This window comes from Fructobacillus durionis, from assembly GCF_900112405.1.
Classification (GTDB): domain Bacteria; phylum Bacillota; class Bacilli; order Lactobacillales; family Lactobacillaceae; genus Fructobacillus; species Fructobacillus durionis.
Window position 1 is genome coordinate 55,582 of the sequence record NZ_FOLI01000002.1, and the last position, 18,805, is coordinate 74,386.

Sequence of the window (18,805 nt, forward strand, 5' to 3'; positions counted from 1 at the left end):
ACATGGATGTTCATAACGTTGAAATGGTCATGTCGGCCGTTTCCCCAAGTCAATATCCAGAGGATGGACGTCCTGAATTTGCCCTTGTTGGCCGTTCAAACGTTGGAAAGTCCTCGTTGACAAATACCCTAATTAACCGAAAAAACTTTGCGCGTACTTCTAGTCAGCCTGGTAAAACACAGACTTTGAACTTTTATTCAGTCGAAGATGAAATGTACTTCGTTGATGTTCCGGGTTATGGTTATGCCAAGGTTTCAAAGAAGAAGCGTGAAGAGTTCGGCCAAATGATTGAAACCTACATTAGTACCCGTAAGCAATTACGAGGCGTGATCTCACTGGTTGATGCTCGCCATAAGCCTAGTGAAGAAGACGTGATGATGTATCAGTGGTTGGATTACTACAATATTCCAATTCTCTTGGTTGCAACCAAGGCGGACAAGATTGCCCGTGGTAAGTTGAACCAGTCGGAATCAATCATCAAGAAGGCGGTTGGTTTTGATTCAGCCAACTCCGACTTTTGCTTCTTCTCGTCCATTACGAAATCTGGTAAGGACACGGTTTGGAACTGGATTGAAGAACGAATGTAAGATAAGAATTGACCTAAAAGACCTCCTTGGTACAATAGAGTACCAAGGAGGTCTTTTCATATGGCAGAAGATAGTGCAATTTTTGCGGGTGGTTGTTTTTGGTGCATGGTCGAACCCTTTGATTCCCTACCAGGGATTATTAAGGTTCGTTCCGGTTACACCGGCGGCCACGTCGCAAACCCAACATACGAAGAAGTTTGCTCACACACGACAGGGCATACGGAAGCGGTTAAGATTGACTTTGACCCAGATGTCATTTCCTACCGTGAACTAGTGGACCTATATTGGCAGGTAGCGGATCCAACCGATGCCATGGGGCAGTTTGCAGACCGTGGGGACTCTTACCGACCGGTTATTTTTGTGAATTCTCCTGAACAACGGAAGGTGGCGGAAGAATCTAAGAAAGCCTTGGAAGAATCTGGAAGATTCAAGAAGTCAATTGTGACAACGATTGAGGATGCCAAGCCCTTTTATGAAGCGGAGGAGTACCACCAGGACTTCTATAAGAAAGACCCATTGCGTGAAGCCATGATGATGGTGCCAAGGCAGCAGTACCGGGCTAAGTATTGGAGGGATAAGCGATGACAAAGTACAACCAAGAAGACTTGAAAAAACGACTAACTTCTGAGCAGTATGAAGTGACGCAAAACGCTGGAACGGAGCGTCCTTTCACTGGAAAGTACGATCAATGGTGGGAGGATGGCATCTTTGTTGATGTTGTTTCGGGTGAGCCACTCTTTTCATCAACTGATAAGTACGATTCAGGCTGCGGTTGGCCTGCCTTTACAAAGGGAATCGATGAGGCTGATTTAAAGGAGAATACGGATAGCTCCTTCGGAATGGTGCGGACTGAAGTTCGTTCAGCTGAAGCGAACTCTCATTTAGGCCATGTTTTCCCCGATGGACCTGCTGACCAGGGTGGTCTACGTTACTGCATTAATTCCGCTGCCTTACGTTTTGTTCCAAAGGCGGACATGGAAAAAGAAGGTTACGGCCGTTACTTAAAATTATTTAAGTGACCCTTTTAGAAAAGCCCTTGCGTGAATGCAAGGACTTTTTAATTTGAATTTTTTTAATTAGAATATTTACCTTGAATACTATATCTTATATAATATTGTATGAGGAGAGTAGTATGGCTATTAAGATTCCTAATCGAGTGCTCGAAGCAGTGATTCTTTCTGTTTTACAAGAAGAACCTTTGTACGGGTACGCCCTGACAAAGAAGATTCAAAGTGAGGTGCCAATTTCAGACTCAACGACCTATCCGGTATTACGTCGTTTAGAGAAAGAGGGTTTGGTGACAACAAGTTCTAAGGTATTTGCGGAGCGGATTCGTAAATACTATGAATTAACTGACGCGGGACAGTTACACCTAAAAGAAGCCTGTGCGGACTGGCTGACTTTTGAAGAGCAGATTAATTCGTTTCTGGGAGAAGGGTAAGTATGACCTATTTACAAGAGCTCGAGCAGGCCTTAACAGACCTGCCTCAAAGCGAGCAAGAAAATATTATCGATTACTACCGAAACTACTTTGCTGACGGGAAGTTATCGGATACCGCAGCGCGTGAAAAGTTAGGTGAACCCGCTGCACTGGCAAAGAAATTACGAGTGGAATTTGTTCCTGACGAGGAGCAGGATAACAGTGCAACTGGTAAAACGGCATCGCTTTTTAGACGCGATGGTTGGCTCTTCTGGTTGATGGTGTTAATTAGCGCCCCCATTTGGTTCCCACTGCTCATTACTGCCTATGTTTTGATTATCATTTTGCCATTCATGGCATGGGTGGTGGCGATTGCCTTTATTTTGGCTTCGGCCTTTGTCGTGATTGCCGGGGCGGTTGTTTGCCCGCAAAACCTTTGGGCCGGTTTATTTTACATTGGAATTGGCCTCGCTTTACTGGGTGTCCCGATTATTGCCTCGTCTTATGCCAGTTGGCTGTCGTTAAAGGCCAGTGACTGGGCCAAGTCTTTGACCCATACCCTTTACCGATTGATTCGAAAGGTGGCTAAACGATGAATAAAAAAGTCTTAGTCGGCCTTGTCTTTATTGTGGCTGGTTTATCCCTATCTGCTCTAGCCGTTTGCCGTGGTGGACTGCCTGGTGAGCTGTATTGGAATAACGGCCCCATCTATTTGTCCGATCAGGATGAAAAGGGGACGGCAGATATTACCCCCGACCAGGTAACAACTGGGAAACAGGATGTTACTGCGCTGGATGTGACGAGCAAGGATGCGGATATTGTTTTGAAGCATGGCGAGCACTTCGCTGTGTTAACGGATCCTGCTGAAAAAACTAGCGTAACAGTTTCTGCAATCGACGGAACTGTTAAAGTCACTGGTGATGAAAAGAATAATTGGTCCTTTGGTATTAAAAACCATGGTCGTCATCAGATTACAGTGGTTGTTCCCGAGAAATTTGACTTGAAGAACGTTGCTTTGGGAAATATTAATGGCGATATTCACTTGTCAAAGATAGAGACGGAGAATATTCAGATGACCAATGTCAATGGTGATATCTTCCTTTCAGATAGTAAGGTTAACAAGTCTGGTGATGTTGAAAACCGGAATGGTGATATTCAAGTTCGAGATTCAACCCTACCTAAACTAAAAAGTTATAGTCGTAATGGCGATATTAACATTACCAATTGTTACCAAAATGTTCCGGCTAACCAAGCGGTCCTTTCCTTTAGAAATTGGAATGGCGATATTTCACTCACTTAAATAACGATGACATGCAGGCGCTCTCATTTTGAGGCGCTTTTTTATTTGATATTTGAGAAGGACTTTTTCAGTCCTAGTTGTAATTTGATATAATAAAAGCAATTCGGCCCTTGGGCCAGTCAACTTCGGTAGGAGAAAATGGTTAAAGCAAATCTAATAAAAGAAAACCTAGCAGGAGATCGCATTGGGGTCTTCTTTGGAACCTTAGCACCCATGCATATCGGACATCAGGCTGAAATCTATAAGGCGGCTGCCTTAAATGATGGTGTTGTGGTGATTACCTCTGGCTACACGGGGGACCGTGGCGACCAAATCGGTCTTCCAGTTGAGAAACGCTTCCGCTACTTGCGTGAAGCTTTCAACGATGAAAAGCGCATCAAGGTTGATTACATTAACGAAGATGATATTCCACAAATGCCTAATGGCTGGCAGGAGTGGACAAACCGTTTAGTCGAAACGATTAAGCGTAACATTACTAATCCAAACGCCCATATCACTCTCTATACTGGTGAAGAAGACTATAAGGAGAGACTAGAAACGTTGCTGCCTGATGATGAACACTGGTCCGTTTCATTGATGGATCGGACGATTTTGAAAGTTTCTGCCACAGCAGTCCGTAAGGATCCACTTGGAAACTGGGACTACATTAATCGTGTTTTTCGCCGTCATTTTGCTAAGAAAATTTTGGTTGTTGGGGCACCACAAACCGGTAAGTCAACTTTGACAAGGCGATTGGCCCGTACCTCGAACTCGCCATTCTCCGTTGAGTTTTCAAGAACCTACCAAGAGAAGTCAAACGTCTTTGATTCCGAGCTTTTGTTAAAAGACTACTCGCGAATCATTCAAGGACAGTACGATGCGAATTCGGCTGAAATTAATTCACCGGCCAACAACGGCCTGACCTTCTTTGACACGGACGCTATGGTCACCATGGCCGAAACTCGGGCCTGGTTGTCGGATGCAGATAACCAGAAGTTAAAGGCACTCTTTGACAATACAATTGGCGAAGAGGAGTTGGACCTTATTTTGGTTATTCCACCAGAGGTCGCGGTTGATAACGGAGCGGATGAAGACTATTCCCGTCTCTTTGATAAGCATCTTTGGCAGATCATTAAAGAGTATGGCTTTGAAGACAAGGCCGTGGCTTTGAAGCACGAGGGCCAAGGTGTTGACCACGATGGTTATTACGCCCGTTACCTACAAGCTTTACACATTATTGAAGAACGTGTTGGTGTGAACCTGACAAAGGTTTAATGCCTGAGAGGGGGCTGCCGTTTGGTAGGCCCCTTTATAGTATTTTAATTTGAATTCTGTATAGTATTTTTAACGAAAGGAGTGTCATGAAGCAATCATATGCACAGGTTGTCGTCGATGTACCGACACAGCAGACAAACCGACCATATACCTATTTAATTCCAAGTGAATTAGCTGACCAAGTGCGACCAGGTGTACGTGTTTTGGTTGCCTTTGGGCACCGTTCGGTATTGGGCTATGTCGTGAATTTAACAGAAGAACTACCTGCTGATTTAAAAGAGGAACAGGTCAAGGATGTGTTGACGGTACTGGATGAAAAGCCGGTACTCTCAAAAGAGCTATTGACGCTAGCCCATGACTTGGCAGAAAGTAACTTTTCCTACTGGGTCTCCTTTTTAGCCTTGATGTTACCAACGGCTTTAAAGGCGGATTATCGGAAGAAGTTAACGGCCTTAGAAGGCTTGTCCGACGAAGACCGAGTGACTTATTTGGATGGTCAGCAAGAACGCCTGGTTAAGACCAAGAACTTCACGGCCAAGGGCTGGCGGGCCATTCGAGAATTACAAAAAGAAGGCCAGCTGGCCGTTGTTCCAGTTATTGAGAATAAGGGGAAAGTCAAAACCGTTTTAGCCTACCAAACGAATGCTGATCACGAGGCTTTAGAGGCCATCCAAGAGCAGCTGGGGAAGGGCGCGAAGCAGCAACAACGTTTGCTAGACTTTGCAATGGCACACCCTGGGCAAACCTTCTCTAAGCAGGAGTGGCTTAGTCAGCTCGATACTTCAGTTGCTTCTTTGAATACCGCCGTTGAAAAGGGGACTTTGAAAAAAGTCCAGGTTGAAGTGAAGCGTCGTCCGGATAGTGTTTCCGGTAGCTGGGTTGAGCAGGAAAAGGTGTTGAATCCAGAGCAAAGGGCTGCCTATGACGCCATCACGACAGCCATTGTTAAAAAGAAAAACGAGACTTTTCTTTTAGAGGGAATTACCGGTTCTGGTAAGACCGAGGTGTACCTACAGGCTGCTCAAGAGGCCATTAATCGGGGTGAACAGGTGCTTTTCTTAGTACCAGAAATCGCACTGACCCCACAGATGCAAAAACGGGTACAGGACCGTTTTGGCGATAAAACCGCTCTCTTGCACTCTGGCCTTTCCGCCGGTGAGCGCTATGATGAATGGCGTCGTATCCGAGAAGGAAAGGTGCAGGTGGTTGTTGGGGCTCGTTCGGCGGTGTTTGCGCCGCTGGACAAGTTGGGTTTGATCATCGTAGACGAAGAGCATGAAGCTTCGTATAGCCAAAGTGAGAATCCCCATTATTCAGCCCGCGACGTTGCCCTTTGGCGTGGCGCCTACCACCATGCGCCGGTTGTACTTGGATCGGCCACCCCATCGTTGGAAAGTCGGGCCCGTGCGCAAAAGGGTGTCTACCAATTGTTGACGTTGACAGCCCGCGCCAATCCGGCTGCTAGTCTTCCTAAAGTCGACATTGTCGATATGCGACAGGAATTGTTAGACCGTGGTGATACAAACTTCTCTCAGGAACTTTTGGATAAGTTGAAGGAGCACTTAGGACGGGGTGAACAGGCGGTTTTGATGTTGAACCGGCGTGGCTTTTCTTCCTTTGTGATGTGTCGTGACTGTGGTTATGTCCCACGGGACCCGAACTGTAATTTGGCCATGACACTGCACATGGACACGCGCACTTTGAAGTGCCATTACTGTGATTACCAGGAAGCCATTCCTCAAGTTTGCCCTGCCTGTGGTTCCCGTCGTATTCGTTATTACGGGACGGGCACTGAAAAGGTGGAGGCAGAATTAAAAGAATTGCTGCCGGAATACGCTGTTATTCGATTAGACCAGGATACAACGCGTAAGAAGGGGGCCATGGCTAAAGCCTTGGCCGACTTTGGTAAAAAGAAGGCTCAAATTCTTTTGGGAACTCAGATGGTTGCCAAGGGATTGGATTTCCCTGATGTCACTTTAGTTGGTGTGTTAAATGCCGATACGGGTTTGGGTTTGCCGGATTTCCGCGCCTCTGAAAAAACCTTCCAACTCTTAACGCAGGTGGCTGGCCGTGCTGGTCGTGCTGAACAGCAGGGAGAGGTGGTCATTCAAACCTTTAACCCAGACCACTACGTTTTGAAGTTCGCTCAAAACCACGATTACGAGGGATTCTACCGGCAGGAGATGCAGATTCGACACGCGGCGGAATTTCCACCATACTTCTACACGATTCAAATTCAGTGTTCGGATCTTGATGAATCGAAGGTTGCCTTGCAGACGGCAAAGATTGCTGCCTGGCTAAAGAAGCGCTTGCCGGAAGATGTTTTGGTGCTGGGACCGTCACCTCGTTCGATTGCGAAAATGCAGGGACGCTACTTCTTCCAAATGATTTTGAAGATGAAAAAGCCCAATGAGGCAGACGAACTGCTGCGGGACTTAGTGGACCGTTCGCAAAAAGCAGAGAAGGGCTTCCGTCTGGAAGTTCGACGTGACCCGGTTTCTTTCATGTGATTGCTCTGGTCGTTTTGGCCCTTAGTAATTTTTGTTATAATGTAAATATTGAGACTTTTTTAGAAAATAGAGTGAGGTAGAAGAACATGGCTTTATCAATCGTCTTTATGGGGACCCCACAGTTTGCGGTTCCAACTTTAGAAGCCCTAGCTTCAGATGATCGTTTTGACGTCAAAGCTGTGGTAACGCAGCCTGACCGTCCTTTTGGTCGTAAGCGCCAGTTGAAGGCCAGTCCCGTGAAGGAAGCGGCTGAAAAATTAGGACTACCTGTGTTACAGCCAGAAAAGATTTCTGGTTCAGAAGAAATGGCAAAGGTCATTGAAATTGCACCAGACTTCATTGTGACGGCGGCCTTTGGTCAGTTCCTGCCAGTCAAGTTATTGGAAGCTGCTAAGTACGGTGCCGTGAACGCCCATGCTTCCTTGCTACCAAAGTACCGTGGGGGAGCGCCTGTTCACTACGCCATTATGAATGGTGATCAGGAAACCGGTGTGACATTGATGTACATGGTGAAGAAGATGGATGCTGGGGATGCTTTGGCGGTTGTCAAAGTCCCAATTACGCCATCTGATAATGTCGGTACGATGTTTGATAAGTTAGGGGCTGCAGCTGTTAGCCTCGTGACTGACAACTTGGAGAAGATTGCTTCTGGTGAGTTGAAGGGGCAAGCACAGGACGAAGACAAAGTGACTTTTTCACCTAACATTGCCCGGGAACAGCAGGAATTGCACTTTGATAAGGAAACGGCACAGGAGCTGGACTGGCACATTCGAGGCCTCTATCCAACGCATCCTGCCCACGCTAAGTCAAAGGGGCAGTCAATTAAGTTTGTCAAAGTCAGCCCACTGGCTGAAAAGACGGATGCTCAGCCTGGTGTCATCACTTTGAAGGATAAGAAGCACTTACACGTGGCGGCGGCCGATGGTAGCCAAATCGCCGTGGAAGAATTGCAACCAGCCGGTAAGGCTGTTATGCCAATTGCAGCATTTTTGAACGGGGCGGGTCAGAACCTAGCCGTTGGGGATGCTTGGATTGATTTAGGAGAGGCGAATGCCTAAGAAAACGTTACGTTCAAATAACCCCCGTCTGTTAGCGGCTGTGACTTTGGCCAAAGTGAAAAACGGGGCTTACTCGAACTTACAGTTGAACCAGATTATTAAGCAAAATCCTTTGAAAGATTCTGATAAAGGACTCTTGACCAGCTTGGTTTATGGGACAATTCAGTATCGTTTGCTACTAGAATACTGGTTGAACCCCTTCGTTAAGGGAAAGAAGATGGAACCCTGGTTGAAGGAGTTGCTATTGACGGCCCTTTACCAGTGGAAAGAGTTGGACCGAATTCCAAAGCACGCCATCTTTAACGAAACGATTGAAGTGGCGAAAACTTTGGGAAACGTTGGTGCTGGAAAGTTTGTTACGGCTATCTTGCATAGCATGGACCGTCATGGCTTGCCAGACCCAGCAAAGATTAAGGATGAAACAAAGCGCTTGTCCGTCACGTATTCAGTGCCTGAATGGCTGGTTGCAGAATTAAGCAAGCAATTGGGTGATAAGAAGACAGAAAGCATCCTGCAATCGTTGAACCATGCACCGGAACAGTCCGCCCGCGTCAATACGGCAAAGACAACCAAGGCAGCTGTGAAAGAGTCTTTGGAAGCAGAGGGTTACAAGGTCAAGGATGGTCCGCTGGCAGCGGACGCCTTGATTGTATCCGGTGGACACGTTGCCTCATCAAAGGCATACCAGGAAGGCTTATTGACGATTCAAGACGAATCGGCCATGTTGCCCGTTGAAGCCTTGCATATTGATGATTCAGTTAAATCTGTTTTGGATGCAGCTGCTGCGCCCGGCGGTAAGACGACTCAAATCGCCCAGTATCTCTCAGATGGCGCGCGTGTGACCGCCTTGGATATTCACGACCATAAGGTGAAGTTAATTGCTCAAAACGCCGCTCGGATGGGGGTGGCGGACCGTGTCGATGCCATGGCCCTGGATGCCCGCAAGGTGCCAGAAGAACTTCAGCAAGAATTCGACCGTATTTTGGTCGATGCACCTTGTTCAGGTTTAGGATTGCTACGTCGTAAGCCGGAAATTCGCTATGATAAAACCATGGCGGATGTTGAGCACTTGGCGAAGTTGCAGCTCGACATTTTGGAAGCAGCAGCTTCCAAGTTAAAGAAGAATGGGTACCTCGTTTATTCAACTTGTACCATTTTGAACCAGGAAAATGACGGCGTTGTGGCCGCTTTCTTGGCTAAGCACCCCGACTTTGTTCAGGTGAAAACCGAAACCAAGTTGGCAGTGCAGGCTGACCGGGAAACGTTGGCCTTGAAGTTGTATCCAGATGATTATCAAACTGATGGCTTTTACATCGCCACCTTTCAAAGAAAGGAATAGCAGTTATGGCAATTGCCTACCAAAGTGACAAAGGACCGGTTAGGCCTGACAATCAAGATGCCGTTGGCGCTTTTTACAACCGTGCCGGCGATCCTTTAGTGATGGTTGCGGATGGTGTTGGCTCTCAAAAAGGTTCTAAAAAGGCCGCTCAAATGGTGGTTATGGCCTTGGGACGGGCTTGGGAACAGGTTGCCATAAATGATGAACAAAAGGTAAAGGAATGGTTGATTCACCAGGCAGATTTAGCCAATCAATCCATTCTCCTGGTCGGACAACATGATCAGGGAATCAGTCAAATGGCGACGACAATCGTCTTGGCCGTTTGCTTGCACGGAAAAGTACTGGTGGCCAATGCCGGTGATTCTCGGGCTTATTTGCTACGAAAGGGTCAGGCTCGGTTACTGACTTTTGACCATACCTTAAAGAACGAGCTGGAACGTCAGTCAGGGGAATTGGTGGATACTGATTTACCAGATGCGGATTCGCTGACTCGTTATTTTGGTGTTAATAAAGAGGTTGACTTAGAATGGACCACGGTGACACCGGAGAAGGGCGATTGGCTCTATTTGACATCCGATGGTTTTGGAAAAGTCTTATCGATTAAAGAGCAGATGGACTTCATACAACCTGGTGAACGCCGACCGGGCAATAACCCAATCTTGGGTTCTGTCTTAGACATTTCCGAGCGCTTGTCCGTACTGACGACGGCTGCCATTGCCCGGCATGTACCAGACAATGTGACGGCACTGCTGGTGACTGACATGGCCAAGTCTGAGCAGCCCTCAGGACAACGCTTGGCGATGAAATCTGCTGAAGTACCAGCTAAGGCGGAAGAGATTATTCTAAAAGATGGATTAAAGGGGAGACTAGACTAATGGAACAAGGCACGTTAATCGATAATCGTTATAAAATCGTGCGCTCCTTAGGTGAGGGCGGTATGGCCAATGTCTACCAAGCCTTTGATACCTATTTGAAGCGTGATGTCACGTTGAAGATGATTCGATTGGACATCAAGAATCAGCCGGAAGCTTTATCCCGTTTCCAAAAGGAAGCCAAGGCGGCAACAACGTTGGTTAACGACCACATTGTGCAGCTCTATGACATGGGTGAAGCAGATGGCTGCCCATACTTGATTATGGAGTACGTGGATGGGATGGACCTGAAGGACTTCATTAAGCAGCACTTCCCAATTCCTTATCAAGAAGTGGTCGATATCATGGAACAGGTCTTAGATGCTGTTTCTGCCGCCCATAAGGCGGGTATCATCCACCGTGATTTGAAGCCACAAAACATTTTGATCAACAAGCAGGGTCAGGTGAAAATCACTGACTTTGGAATTGCTTTGGCTCAAAATAAGTATGGGATGACCGCGTCACAGGAACCGGTGATTGGTTCAATCCATTACTTGGCTCCAGAAGTTACTCGTGGGCAATCGGCATCTGAAAAGTCTGATATTTATGCACTTGGTGTTATTTTATACGAGATGTTGACCAACCAGGTTCCTTATCAGGGTGATTCAGCAGACCGAATTGCCTACCAGCACGCGGAAGTGCCAATGCCCTACGTGCGCGACTTTGATCCACAGATTCCACAACCTTTGGAAAATGTTATTCTCCGTGCAACGGCTAAGGATGCTAAGGATCGTTACTTCTCAACGGAAGCGATGGCGGATGATTTGAAGACCTCCCTTTCGAAGCGCCGTTCTGGTGAAGGGCGTTTCGTACCTGAGGCTTCGGATGAAACAAAGCTGGTTACGCCAGATTGGAATGCTCATCCATTCGTTGAGGACGACCCTATCGAGGATGAACCGGAGGAAGAACAGCCGGAAGACGTCACGGCCCAAATTATTGACTTGGGTAAGAAGGGGTATTCAGTCAAGGATATTTCTGACCGGGTGGATCGCACACCGAAATTTGTTCGTGATGTTTTGAAAAAGAACGGGATTAAGTACTCTACAAAGGGAAAGTGGTTCTTCTTATTCATCGTGTTCTTGGCCGCTGTGGGGGCGATTTCTTACTTTGTCGCCCAGTCACAGTCAAGCACGGTGACGGTACCGGATGTTGCCAACCTCTCTGAGTCTTCTGCTAAGTCAAAGATTGAGGACGCTGGTCTTTCTGTCTCTAGTACCAGTACGACGAGTTCCCGTTCCGTTGACAAAGGAAACGTGATTAAGGTTAAGCCTGGTGTGGGAACTTCGGTTAAGAAGGGGGCATCGGTTAAGTTAATCATTTCTTCTGGAAGTGATTCCGTGACGCTTTCGGATTACACAGGGCTCTCTTATTCAGATGCAGCCAACCAGCTGACTGATAAGGGGATTACCGTTAAGAAGAAGACGGAAGATTCAAGTTCCGTTGCTTCTGGACAGGTCATGGAACAGTCGATTGCTGCGGGAACCCGCGTTGATCCAGCGGATACGACGATTACTTTGACGGTTTCGTCAGGGGCAAAGTCAATCAACCTACCAAACTTGACTGGCTGGTCACAGTCGGCCGCAATGTCTTGGGCCAACCAAAACCAAGTGGCCTTGTCTTTCCAGATTAAGGACTCTGATAAAGAGGCCGGTACGGTTTTGTCACAAAGTCCAGCGGCCGGTTCTAAGTTTAGTTTGGACCAAACGTTGACTTTGACGGTATCTTCGGGTGCTGCTTCGTCATCAAATAGCTCTTCGTCGAGTTCAAGTTCTAGTTCAAGCGCTAGTTCTTCCTCTTCATCGAGTCACTAAATAGCAGTTTAAAAAGGAATTCCGTTTGGAATTCCTTTTTTTATTAGAATGATTGCTGGGATAGCCGTGTTATAATGGCTCTATGAAAACAGGACGAATTATTCGGTCATTGGCCGGTTACTATGATTTAATGCTTGAGGACGGGAAGGTTGAACGTACCCGTGCTCGAGGACAATTTAGAAAAAAGGGGCAAAAGCCCTTGGTTGGCGATTGGGCCGACTTTGAGTCAGAAAATGGGGAAGGGTTAATCTGGGCCCTACATCCTCGTGAAAACAGCCTGGTTCGCCCACCAGTTGCGAATGTTGATTTAGCGATTGTTGTGACATCCGTTGTGGAACCCGCCTTTTCTCAAAATTTGCTGGACCGACAGCTAGTAGCTTTGGAAGCAGAGCAGGTCAAGCCAGTTCTTTATTTTTCAAAGCTGGACTTACTTTCTGATCAAGAGCAAGCCGCCTTTCGTGAAAAAGTCTCGCTTTACCAGTCAATTGGTTATCCAGTGATTTTTGCGGGGAATGATTTAAAGACTTCCTTTGGACCGCTACTGAAGGATAAAGTAGTGGTGGCCATGGGGCAAACAGGTGCTGGTAAGTCAACGCTACTGAACCAGCTAGCCCCAGAGTTGAAGTTAGAGGTTGGTGAGGTTTCACAGGCCCTTTCCCGTGGAAAGCACACGACCCGGCAGGTTTCCTTAATTCCGGTTAAGGAATATGAAACGTTAATTGCGGATACACCGGGCTTTTCGTCCTATGAAGTTTTTGACTTTCCAGCAGAGGAGTTAGGAAACTACTTCCCTGAATTCCGCGAAGTGGCTGTTAACTGCCGTTTCCGGACCTGTTCCCATTTAAATGAACCCGGTTGTGCGGTGAAAGAGGCCGTCAACCTTGGCAGCATTAGTGCCGAGCGCTATAATAGTTATGAACTCTTTTACCAAATTATTAAGGGTAAAAGGCCGGTTTATCAAAAGAATTCGGCTAAGTGGAAAACAGACCGTTTGAACTGATTTTACAAAAGACAACAAAGAAAGAGGAATGATATGGCAGGAATTATTGCCCCATCAATTTTGAGTGCTGATGTTACAAAGTTGGGTGAAGACGTGACTTTGGTCGAAAAGGCAGGAGCTAAGTACTTGCACATTGACCTAATGGACGGTTCATTTGTGCCTTCAATGGCTTATGGGCCAGCCTGGGTTAAGCAATTGCGTCCAATGACGAACTTGTTCTTGGATGTCCATTTGATGGCTGTCCACCCTGAAAACCATGTGCAAGCATTGGCAGATGCCGGTGCTGACTTGATTGGGGTTCACGTTGAAGCAACGCCACACATCCATCGTGTCTTGCAAATGATTAAGAAGGCCGGTGTTAAGGCTGAAGTTGTGATCAACCCTGGAACACCAGTTTCTGCAATTGTTCCCGTTCTTTCAATGGTTGACCAAGTTTTGGTTATGACGGTTAACCCTGGATTTGGTGGACAGGCCTTCCTACCTGAAATGACTGATAAGATTAAGGAATTGATGGTTTACAAAAAGGAACTTGGTTTGGACTTTGATATCGAGGTTGATGGTGGTATCAATAACGAAACGGCTAAGTTGACGGCGGATGCCGGCGCAAATGTTTTCGTTGCCGGTTCATACGTTTATGATAAAAAGGATCCAGCAGCTAAGGTGCAAACTTTGTTGGACGTCACAAAGTAATGACTAAACAGCCGGTTGGCTGCAAGCGGGCTGATTGTTCAGCTCGCTTTTATTTTGGAGGATGAGGATGCGAATTAACATTTTAGCTGGGGGCCCTAAGGATAACTGGCCTGATAATCTTTTTCAGGAACCGGGTCAATGGATTGGCGCTGATCGTGGTGGCTTCTATTTGATGCAGGAAGGGGTTGAACCCTTGCTATCCGTTGGTGATTTTGATTCCTTGAGTTCAGCTGAGAAGAAGGAGTTGGAAAGCTATCAGGCGGAGCGCGACTTTCGTGTGTATCCACCTAAAAAGGATTACACGGATACTGAATTGGCAGTGGCCTATGCCCTAGAACAAGGTGCCGATGAAATCATGCTATACGGTGCAACTGGTGGACGCTTGGATCACGAACTATCTAATTTATCAATTCCCCTTCACGAGGATTTTCCTGGTTTACCTGGCCGTTTCTGGATTGTTGATTGCCAGAATACGGTTGGTTATTTAGACCCAAAACACGAGGTTGTGAAGCGCCTTCCTGGACATCACTACCTTGGATTCATGCCATTAGGTATAGTTGATAATTTTAAAATTATCGATGCTGAGTATCCTTTGACTCTAAGAGAAACAAGCGGTAGAATGTACTCATCAAATGAATTTGTTAATGAATTGGTACACGTTTCCATTGACAGAGGGATTGTACTGTATACACAGTCAGTTGATAGGGGGTAGTGATGGCAGTTGAAGCACTAACAGATAATAATTTCAAAGAGAAAACTCAGTCGGGCGTTTCGATTGTTGATTTTTGGGCAACCTGGTGTGGTCCATGTCGAATGCAATCACCCGTCATTGATGCATTGGCTGAGGATTCGACTTTTAAAAACATCGATTTCTTTAAGATTGATGTTGATCAAAATACGATTGTACCAGCGGAATTCGCCATTCGCGCAATTCCGACTTTGGTTGTTTTGAAAGATGGCCAGGCGGTCGAAAAATTGACTGGTTTCCACAATAAGGAACAGTTGAGCGAGATTTTGCATAAATATGCTTAATTTCTTGCTAATTTTGTATGGCTCTGGTAAAATATTTGATGTTGATAAGAAGAGCAAGCACGTCGTGCGGCTCGGATAGGAGGGTCACACATGGCAAAAGATGCAATTAACGGTGCACGCACCCGCTTTGGTAACCAACGTTCACACGCCTTGAACTCAAGTCGTCGTAGCTGGAAGCCAAACTTGCAAAAGGTAACAGTTAAGATTAACGGTTCCGCACCTAAGAAAGTTTACTTGACTGCACGTACTTTGAAGGCCGGTCTTAAGAACGGCTCAATCGAACGTGTATAAAAACCACTCCACTGGGTGGTTTTTTTATTTTGATAAGGCCCTTGAAAAGTCTTGACCTGAGTTGGGGCTTTTTACCGAATCATGTTAAAATATAAGTAAGTAATTTGAAAGGAAAGTGGAGCGAGATTCTGGCTTCACAACAGCAGTGCGATGGCAATTAAAATTCGAACAAAAAACGGTGATGTCACGGTTGAAAACGACGTAATCGCTTCCGTTGTCGGTGGAGCAACCATTGCTAACCCTGGAGTGGTTGGTATGGCATCTCGTTCCGCTTTAAAAGATGGTGTTAACCAAATCTTGAATCGCGAAAACTACGGACGTGGTGTCGTGGTTTCAGAGCAGGAAAAAGGGTTAACAATCGACGTCTACATCGTTGTGCAACACGGTATGAAGTTGGCTGATATTTCAGCTTCCGTTCAAGCCCGTGTTAAGTACTATCTCAACGCCTATCTAGGCCTACAAGTACCTGAAGTGAACGTCATTGTTCAAGGGATTGAAACCGAGGATTAAGAGAGAATGACTGAAGAAATCACGACCATTACGCCCCTTGAATATGGCAAGATGGTGAATGCTGCTGCAGCAAAGTTGTCTGCTAACGCTGAAAACATTAATAAATTAAATGTCTTTCCTGTGCCTGATGGCGATACAGGAACCAACATGGCCCTTTCGATGGCGTCAGGTGCCGAATACGAACGTGAGTCGCAGGATCAAACCGTTGGACAATTGTCCAAGGCAACAGCCAAGGGCCTTTTGATGGGGGCCCGTGGAAACTCTGGGGTTATCTTGTCACAGATTTTCCGTGGAATGTCTAATTCGATGGCTGATAAGGCGACTTTGTCAGCCCGCGATATGGCAGATGCTTTGATGGAAGCTGCTAAGGTGGCTTACAAGTCTGTCATGAAGCCAACCGAAGGAACGATTTTGACGGTAATCCGCGAAGCTGCTGCAGAAGCTGATCGTTCAGCCTCTGCTGGTGATGCTTTGCCAGTCATGATGAAGAATGTCCAGGTTGCCGCTCAAAAGGCCTTGGATTCAACTCCTGACCTATTGCCTGTTTTGAAGGAAGTTGGCGTTGTTGATTCTGGTGGACAGGGATTGGTAATAGTTTTGTCAGCCTTTACTGATGTTATCTTAGGCACTTTTGACGAAAATAACTTGGAAGCACCCGATAACGCAGAGTTGGACCAAATGGTTTCTAACCTCCATGCTGGTGCGCAGGCCGATGAATCATTGAATCCAGATGATATTCAATTCAGTTACTGTACTGAAATCATGGTTGATTTGGGCCAGGGAACAACTTGGACCAAGGATTTTGACTACGATACTTTCTACAACTTTATCGCTGATAAGGGTGACTCACTCTTAGTGATTAACGATGATGATGTTGTGAAGGTGCACGTCCATACTGAAGATCCTGGAACAATTATCCACTGGGGAACTGAATTCGGTTCCCTTCGTAAGGTGAAGGTGGATAACATGCGTAACCAGCAGCAAGCCGTTATTGACGAACAGGCTGCTGAAAATAAGGCTAATGCTCAAAAAGCAGAAAAGGCTGAAGCGCCTGAATTAGCTGTCTTTGCAGTTGCTTCTGGTGACGGTGTTGCTAAGCTCTTTGATTCACTCGGTGTTTACCAAGTGATTACCGGTGGTCAAACAATGAACCCTTCTACAAAGGACTTTGTTGATGCCATTCAAGAGTCTGGCGCAAAGAAGGCCATTATCTTACCAAACAACTCAAACATCTTCCTTGCAGCTGATCAAGCCAAGGAAATGGCAGATGTACCAGTGGCTGTTGTTAAGTCTCGTTCAATCCAGCAGGGATTGACAGCGATGATGGCTTATAACCCTGAGGCATCAGTTGAAGATAATGAAGCAGCCATGACGGATGAACTGGGAACGGTTGTTTCTGGTGCTGTTACACAAGCGGTTCGTGAAACTAGCTTGAAGGGGCATGATATCAAGAAGGGTGACTGGCTTGGAATGAAGGATGGCGAGATTGTCGTCGTTGGTAAAAAGTTGGTTGATACTTCTAAGGCCTTGCTCGAACAAATGTGTGATGATGATTCAGAAATCGTTACCATTATTTCTGGTAAGGGTGCTAAGCCAAAGGAAGAAAAAGCTTTGGAAGAAGCGATTTCTGAGATTGACGAAGACCTTGAAATCGAAGTTCACGATGGTGGACAAGATTTGTATCCATTCTTGCTTTCTGTTGAATAAAAGAAAAAGGCAAACCAATATGGTTTGCCTTTTTTTAGTTCTGGATAAATAGTAAATAAAAAAAGTTCTGTCTCTTTGTTAGCAGAACTTTTTTCATTAACGAATTGCTGAGATAGCAGCGTAAATAACTGATCCAGCCATCACGATGACCATGAAGATTGACATAAAGAGCGTCCATTTTTGGTAACGCGTCTTCTTTTTCTTTTCAACCTTTGGAAGAGGGCGCTTTTCAAGTTGGCGATTGACTTCTTCTTCCAATGCTTTATCGACTGCTGATGAGGAAGGTGCCTCGGCAACTACCTGCTTCTTTTTCTTCTTTGACATAATCCCGTGTTCTCCTGAATGTTCTAGGGATATCTTAACACAGGAATTTGCAAAATTGAAATTTTGGCTTTGGCTTGGTAAAGTAAACGAGAGGTGAAAACGAATGGTATGGTATGTTTGGACTGGAATATGGGTAGCTGTATTAATGTTAGTGATGCTTTGGCGCTTTTTATACCGTGCCTTTCCAAAAGTATCCTTTGTTGATCTAATTACACTACCAACTTGGTTAGTTCTTTACGAGATCGAGGGAGCAGCTTTTTATCGATCGGATGTGCTGGCAGCCGTGGTGTTGTACTTATTACTAGCCGGGGTTTGGGCCTTTTTGGTCATTGGACGGAATGGTATGACATTTTTACGATTTATCCACATCGCCTGGCGAACATCGGGATTACTCGCGACGGTTCTATGTCTTATCACCATTATTTGGGCTATCCTTGCATAAATTGAATAAAATTAGGGAAAATTCCCCACAGGGCTAAAAGCTTGATATATCAAGGCTTTAGCCCTTTTTTGTTACCATTCTTTAAAAAAGTCTTAAAGAAAAGTGGAGGGAAGTGGGGGAATGTGGTAAATTATATGTAAGTAATCCACAGAAGGGAGGAGTGGGCCATCATGTTCATGGGCGAATCATCACATAACTTAGATCCCAAGGGCCGGCTCACGATTCCTGCAAAGTTTCGAAACCAATTAGGCGAAACTTTTGTGATTGCAAAGTGGATGGAACATTCCTTACGTGCAATGCCTTTGGATGTCTGGAACCGACTGGAAGAGCAGTTGAATAATCTACCAATCGGGAAAAAAGACGCCCGGGCTTTTAAGCGTTTTGTAATGGCCGGTTCAATGCAAGCTGAATTTGATAAGCAGGGACGTGTCATTATTCCTACTAATTTAAAAGAGCATGCGGGACTGGAAAAGGAAGTTGTTGTTACTGGTGTCGGTGATTCTTTTGAAATCTGGTCAGCAGATAACTGGCAGGCTTATACTGCAGAGACTGCTGAAAACTTTGATGAAATTGCCGAAGGATTGGTTGATTTCGACTTTTAATAGTGAATGAGACGATT

22 protein-coding genes are annotated in these 18,805 nt (G+C 45.9%); 21 read left to right on the forward strand and 1 reads right to left on the reverse strand.

Annotated elements, in window-relative coordinates; genetic code table 11:
- The first annotated feature begins 2 nt into the window (after window positions 1-2).
- From yihA to BMZ93_RS02985, 19 genes are all read left to right on the forward strand, one after another.
- Window positions 3-587, forward strand: a complete 585-nt coding sequence (yihA, locus tag BMZ93_RS02895) for a ribosome biogenesis GTP-binding protein YihA/YsxC (RefSeq protein WP_091502053.1) — start codon at window positions 3-5, stop codon at window positions 585-587.
- 60 nt (window positions 588-647) lie between these two features.
- A complete protein-coding gene (gene msrA / locus BMZ93_RS02900; RefSeq protein ID WP_091502055.1) occupies window positions 648-1,172 on the forward strand; it encodes a peptide-methionine (S)-S-oxide reductase MsrA in 525 nt (174 codons plus the stop codon).
- Window positions 1,169-1,606 (forward strand): peptide-methionine (R)-S-oxide reductase MsrB, encoded by a 438-nt coding sequence (gene msrB / locus BMZ93_RS02905; protein ID WP_091502057.1) that lies wholly within the window; start codon window positions 1,169-1,171, stop codon window positions 1,604-1,606. The genes msrA and msrB overlap by 4 nt, the downstream gene beginning before the upstream one ends.
- 113 nt (window positions 1,607-1,719) lie before the next feature.
- Window positions 1,720-2,028 (forward strand): PadR family transcriptional regulator, encoded by a 309-nt coding sequence (locus tag BMZ93_RS02910; RefSeq protein WP_091502059.1) that lies wholly within the window; start codon window positions 1,720-1,722, stop codon window positions 2,026-2,028.
- A 2-nt stretch (window positions 2,029-2,030) separates the two neighbouring features.
- On the forward strand, window positions 2,031-2,603 hold the full coding sequence (locus BMZ93_RS02915; protein ID WP_091502061.1) for a DUF1700 domain-containing protein: 573 nt from the start codon (window positions 2,031-2,033) through the stop codon (window positions 2,601-2,603).
- Window positions 2,600-3,307, forward strand: coding sequence for a DUF4097 family beta strand repeat-containing protein (locus tag BMZ93_RS02920; protein ID WP_091502062.1), 708 nt, complete (start codon window positions 2,600-2,602; stop codon window positions 3,305-3,307). The genes BMZ93_RS02915 and BMZ93_RS02920 overlap by 4 nt, the downstream gene beginning before the upstream one ends.
- Before the next feature lie 138 nt (window positions 3,308-3,445).
- Entirely contained in the window at window positions 3,446-4,561 is a 1,116-nt protein-coding gene (locus BMZ93_RS02925; protein WP_091502064.1) for an AAA family ATPase, read from the forward strand.
- Window positions 4,562-4,647: 86 nt separating this feature from the next.
- Entirely contained in the window at window positions 4,648-7,071 is a 2,424-nt protein-coding gene (priA, locus tag BMZ93_RS02930) for a primosomal protein N' (protein WP_091502065.1), read from the forward strand.
- A gap of 86 nt (window positions 7,072-7,157) precedes the next feature.
- Complete coding sequence (fmt, locus tag BMZ93_RS02935) at window positions 7,158-8,129, forward strand: methionyl-tRNA formyltransferase (RefSeq protein ID WP_091502067.1); 972 nt, start codon at window positions 7,158-7,160, stop codon at window positions 8,127-8,129.
- Window positions 8,122-9,468, forward strand: coding sequence for a 16S rRNA (cytosine(967)-C(5))-methyltransferase RsmB (gene rsmB, locus BMZ93_RS02940; RefSeq protein ID WP_091502069.1), 1,347 nt, complete (start codon window positions 8,122-8,124; stop codon window positions 9,466-9,468). The genes fmt and rsmB overlap by 8 nt, the downstream gene beginning before the upstream one ends.
- A 5-nt stretch (window positions 9,469-9,473) precedes the next feature.
- Complete coding sequence (locus tag BMZ93_RS02945; protein ID WP_091502071.1) at window positions 9,474-10,343, forward strand: PP2C family protein-serine/threonine phosphatase; 870 nt, start codon at window positions 9,474-9,476, stop codon at window positions 10,341-10,343.
- A complete protein-coding gene (gene pknB, locus BMZ93_RS02950; protein ID WP_091502073.1) occupies window positions 10,343-12,190 on the forward strand; it encodes a Stk1 family PASTA domain-containing Ser/Thr kinase in 1,848 nt (615 codons plus the stop codon). The genes BMZ93_RS02945 and pknB overlap by 1 nt, the downstream gene beginning before the upstream one ends.
- Window positions 12,191-12,272: 82 nt before the next feature.
- A complete protein-coding gene (rsgA, locus tag BMZ93_RS02955) occupies window positions 12,273-13,190 on the forward strand; it encodes a ribosome small subunit-dependent GTPase A (protein WP_091502075.1) in 918 nt (305 codons plus the stop codon).
- A 33-nt stretch (window positions 13,191-13,223) separates the two neighbouring features.
- A complete protein-coding gene (rpe, locus tag BMZ93_RS02960) occupies window positions 13,224-13,880 on the forward strand; it encodes a ribulose-phosphate 3-epimerase (RefSeq protein WP_091502077.1) in 657 nt (218 codons plus the stop codon).
- Between the two features lie 67 nt (window positions 13,881-13,947).
- Window positions 13,948-14,592: a thiamine diphosphokinase gene (locus BMZ93_RS02965; RefSeq protein ID WP_091502079.1), complete on the forward strand. Its 645-nt coding sequence runs from the start codon at window positions 13,948-13,950 to the stop codon at window positions 14,590-14,592.
- A 2-nt stretch (window positions 14,593-14,594) separates the two neighbouring features.
- A complete protein-coding gene (gene trxA, locus BMZ93_RS02970) occupies window positions 14,595-14,912 on the forward strand; it encodes a thioredoxin (RefSeq protein WP_091502081.1) in 318 nt (105 codons plus the stop codon).
- A 90-nt stretch (window positions 14,913-15,002) separates the two neighbouring features.
- A complete protein-coding gene (gene rpmB, locus BMZ93_RS02975) occupies window positions 15,003-15,203 on the forward strand; it encodes a 50S ribosomal protein L28 (protein ID WP_010691569.1) in 201 nt (66 codons plus the stop codon).
- A gap of 150 nt (window positions 15,204-15,353) precedes the next feature.
- The gene (locus BMZ93_RS02980; RefSeq protein WP_091502083.1) at window positions 15,354-15,713 is read left to right on the forward strand and encodes an Asp23/Gls24 family envelope stress response protein; all 360 of its coding nucleotides are present in this window, start codon (window positions 15,354-15,356) and stop codon (window positions 15,711-15,713) included.
- A gap of 6 nt (window positions 15,714-15,719) precedes the next feature.
- Window positions 15,720-17,420, forward strand: a complete 1,701-nt coding sequence (locus BMZ93_RS02985; RefSeq protein WP_091502085.1) for a DAK2 domain-containing protein — start codon at window positions 15,720-15,722, stop codon at window positions 17,418-17,420.
- Between the two features lie 96 nt (window positions 17,421-17,516).
- Here BMZ93_RS02985 and BMZ93_RS02990 read toward each other — a convergent pair whose 3' ends face one another.
- Complete coding sequence (locus tag BMZ93_RS02990) at window positions 17,517-17,744, reverse strand: DUF4044 domain-containing protein (RefSeq protein WP_091502087.1); 228 nt, start codon at window positions 17,742-17,744, stop codon at window positions 17,517-17,519.
- Between the two features lie 103 nt (window positions 17,745-17,847).
- Between BMZ93_RS02990 and BMZ93_RS02995 the strand changes: the two genes are divergently transcribed.
- Window positions 17,848-18,186, forward strand: coding sequence for a hypothetical protein (locus tag BMZ93_RS02995; protein WP_091502089.1), 339 nt, complete (start codon window positions 17,848-17,850; stop codon window positions 18,184-18,186).
- Window positions 18,187-18,356: 170 nt separating this feature from the next.
- On the forward strand, window positions 18,357-18,788 hold the full coding sequence (gene mraZ, locus BMZ93_RS03000; protein ID WP_091502090.1) for a division/cell wall cluster transcriptional repressor MraZ: 432 nt from the start codon (window positions 18,357-18,359) through the stop codon (window positions 18,786-18,788).
- Window positions 18,789-18,805: the final 17 nt, after the last annotated feature.